5 protein-coding genes are annotated in these 3,205 nt (G+C 75.1%); 4 read left to right on the plus strand and 1 reads right to left on the minus strand.

Going from position 1 to position 3,205, the window contains the following annotated elements; translation table 11 throughout:
* Window positions 1–161: 161 nt before the first annotated feature.
* Entirely contained in the window at window positions 162–719 is a 558-nt protein-coding gene (locus ACWEPF_RS39655) for an NADase-type glycan-binding domain-containing protein (RefSeq protein ID WP_452176493.1), read from the plus strand.
* 9 nt (window positions 720–728) lie between these two features.
* On the opposite strand, the gene ACWEPF_RS39660 is transcribed toward ACWEPF_RS39655, so the two are convergent.
* The gene (locus tag ACWEPF_RS39660; RefSeq protein WP_452176494.1) at window positions 729–1,268 is read right to left on the minus strand and encodes a YrhB domain-containing protein; all 540 of its coding nucleotides are present in this window, start codon (window positions 1,266–1,268) and stop codon (window positions 729–731) included.
* Window positions 1,269–1,349: 81 nt separating this feature from the next.
* On the opposite strand from ACWEPF_RS39660, the gene ACWEPF_RS39665 reads away from it, so the two are divergent.
* The 3 genes from ACWEPF_RS39665 to ACWEPF_RS39675 form a co-directional block, all read left to right on the plus strand.
* Window positions 1,350–1,733 carry a PadR family transcriptional regulator gene (locus ACWEPF_RS39665; protein ID WP_452176495.1) on the plus strand — a complete coding sequence of 128 codons (384 nt, stop codon included), beginning with the start codon at window positions 1,350–1,352 and terminating at the stop codon, window positions 1,731–1,733.
* Window positions 1,730–2,329, plus strand: coding sequence for an HAAS signaling domain-containing protein (locus tag ACWEPF_RS39670; protein ID WP_452176496.1), 600 nt, complete (start codon window positions 1,730–1,732; stop codon window positions 2,327–2,329). The genes ACWEPF_RS39665 and ACWEPF_RS39670 overlap by 4 nt, the downstream gene beginning before the upstream one ends.
* An 85-nt stretch (window positions 2,330–2,414) precedes the next feature.
* Window positions 2,415–3,205 (plus strand): hypothetical protein (locus ACWEPF_RS39675; RefSeq protein WP_452176497.1); only part of this gene is annotated, 791 nt, incomplete at its 3' end.

Raw genomic sequence — 3,205 nt, forward strand, 5'->3', positions numbered from 1 at the left:
GCGCCGCAGGGTGGGCTGGGCCACGGTCAGCACGGTGCCGTCGAGGGCGACCACGGCCGCCCCGGTGATGCTGCCGGTGAGGACGAACAGCTGCTTATCTGCCCACGGCGGGTGGGGAGTTCAACTCGGTCGGCGACGCGGGGGAGCGGCCGAGGCGGCGGGTGTGGCGGCGGCCCCGGTTCGTGCTGCCGCTGCTGGTCCTGGTGCTGCTGCTGGGCGGTGGCTACCTGGCCCGGGCGCAGCTGTCGGCCGGGGTCGAGGCGGTCCGGGACCGGATCTCGGATCCCCAGCAGATCCACCCCACCGCCGTCCGGGCCTCCTCCGAACAGCCCGGCCACCAGGCCGCCCTGGCGGTGGACGGCACCAACGACCGCTCCTGGTCCCCGGCCGGGGAGGGGGACGCCCGGGGCGAGTACCTGGAGGTCGAACTGCCGTCCCCGGTCCGCCTGGTGGACCTCGTGCTGCACAGCGGCGTGTCCGCCAACGCCGAACAGTTCCTCACCCAGGCCCGCCCCCGGGCGCTGACCGTCACCCTCACCGCCCCCGGCGGAGGCGTCACCACCCGCACCCTGCAGCTCGCCGACGCCCCGGGCCCGCAGAGGTTCCGCCTCGCGGTGAGCGGGGTCCAGCGCCTGCGCCTCACCGTCGACGGGGCCTACGGCACCGGTCCGGGCCGCCGGGTGGCCCTGGCCGAGGCGGAGTTCTTCCGCCGTCCCTGAGCGCCGTCGTCAGACGGCCGGGCCGGCCACGGTTTCGATGTGGGCCGGGGTCGGGAGGGGGAGTGGGCGGGTCAACTCGTAGAGCTCGTCCGGGGGTTCGGATCCGTCGCGGACGGCGGTGAGGTAGGCGCGGGCCTGGTGGAGGAGCAGCCGCGGCGCGACCCTGCGGAGGTGGGCCATGGCGGCCACCGCGCCCTCGGCGGCGTCCAGGGCACGGACGGCGGCGGCGAGCCGGTCGGGGGAGCGGTGGCCGTGGACGTGCATCAGGTACTCGTCCGTCCAGCCCTCGTCGGTCCACCAGACCGCGTTGACGTAGTGGAGGCTGCCGTCCACGCCGTCGACCACGAGGTGGCCGCCGTTCCAGCCGACGGCGTGCGGCTCGGCGTGCGGGTCGAGGTCGGAGCGGTCGTAGTGGATCAGCCAGCCGGCGTGGGGGATCTTCTTCACGCGCTGGACGTGGAACGGGGGTGCGGTCTCCGAGTGGGGCCAGCTCTCCTTCTTGGCGAGGTGGGCGCGGAGGATCTCGAGGGCGCGGTCACGGCTGATCACCCTGCCATCCTGCGGCACCGGTCAAGCGGGTTTCGCCGCGCTGTTGCGCAGAGTCTTGCACCGCCTGCTATCTTGCATCGCATGGTACCTGGCAACACACACATGGGCGGAGGTGGCGCCGACCCGTCGGACGGGGCGGTCGCCACCCAGCTGCGCAAGGGCGTGCTGGAGTACTGCGTCCTGGCACTGCTGCGCGACGCCCCGCGCTACGGGGTCGAGCTGCTCCAGGAGCTCGAACGCTTCCCGACGCTGGCGACCAGTCAGGGGACCATCTACCCCCTGCTCTCCCGGCTGCGCCGGGCCGGGCTCGCCGACACCTTCCTGCGGGACTCCGCCAGCGGACCGTCCCGCCGCTACTACACGCTGACCGAGGCCGGCCGCGCGGCGCTGGAGGAGTTCACCACGCTGTGGCCCGCCTTCCGCGAAGCCGTCGACCACGTCCTCACCCCGGGAGAGAAGCCGTGAACAACCCCATCGACCACCCCCTGGTCCGCGAACACCTCGACGCCGTCGCCCGGTTGACCGCCACCCTGCCCGCCGAGCGTCGGCGCGAGCTCCTCGCCGACCTGCGCGAGCACGTCGAGGTGGCCCTCGCCGAGGCGTCGGAGGGGGACGAGGCGGCGGCCCGGCAGGTGCTGGAGCGGCTCGGCACTCCCCGGCAGATCGCCGACGCGGCGCTGGCCGAGGAGGGCCAGGCCCGGCCCGTCGCGGAGGGCGGGCGGCGGACCACCGTCACACTGCTGACGGCCGGCCTGGTCCTCCCGCTGCTCCTCGTCCCGGGCGTCGGTCCGGGCCTCGCCCTGATCGCCGCGATCGTCGCGGCCGTACGGGTCGCCCGGGCCCCGCAGTGGTCCGCGCGCGAGAAGCGCCTGGCCGCCCTGCTGCTGCTCAGCCCCCTGGTGGTCGTGCCGCTGGCCGTCCTCGCGATCGCCCTGACCACGGCCATGGGCCTGACCCCGGCGGCCGTGCTGGCGGCCTGCGTGGTGGGCTTCGCCCCGACCGTGGTCGCCGTGGCCCTGCTGGCCCGCTCCGCCGCCCGGGTGCGGGCCGCCGCTGCCTGAGTCCGCGGCGGGGCTTGACCCTGACACCGTGTGAGGCCGTTGGCTGAGCCCCTCGGCCCCAGAGGAAATGGAAGAGGACCACCGCATGCTCGGCTACACCGGCTCAGGCCCCTACTGCTACACCAACTCCCTCGCGATGCTGCTCGGGCCCGCCGCCCCGTCCACCACCGTGCTGGAGACCCTGACCGGCTCGGCGTTCGGCGCCGAACTCATCGCCGGGGAGCTGCCCTTCTTCAGCCCGTACGGCTGGGACCCGGAGCTCGGCCTGGACGCGGCGGTCGACCTGCTCGGCTGGCGCTGCGAGCGCACCGCCGGAGGGACGGCCGAGCAGGCGGTCGAACGGCTGCGGCGTGCCTGCGCCGAGGGCGGACCGGTGCTCGCCGGGCCGGTGGACATGGGCCTGCTCCTGTACCAGCCCGGCACGCCGAACGCCGACGGCGGCGACCACTACGTGGTGGTCCTGGAGGTGGGGGAGGACGGCACCGTGCTGCTCCACGACCCGCACGGGCACCCGTACGCGACCATGCCGCTCGACGCCTTCACGGCCGCCTGGGCGGGGGATTCGGTCGCCTACACGGCCGAGCCGTACGTGCTGCGCAGCGGCTTCGTGCGGGAGCGGGAGGTCGGCACCGAGGAGGCCCTGCGGGCCTCGCTGCCGGGTGCGGTGCGGTGGCTGGCGGGCCGTCAGGAGCTGCGGATGCCGCCCGGCTCGCTCGGCGGGGAGGCGGCGCTGGAGGCACTGGCGCGGCAGGTGGAGGCCGGGCTCGCGCCGGGCGTGCGGGACCTCGTGGTCGGTCAGGCGGTGGTCCAACAGGAGCGCCTGCGCGCCCAGTTGCCAGCAGGCCAGCAGCGCGGCGACGTAGCCGAGCGAGGGCG

The organism is Kitasatospora sp. NPDC004289, from assembly GCF_053602875.1.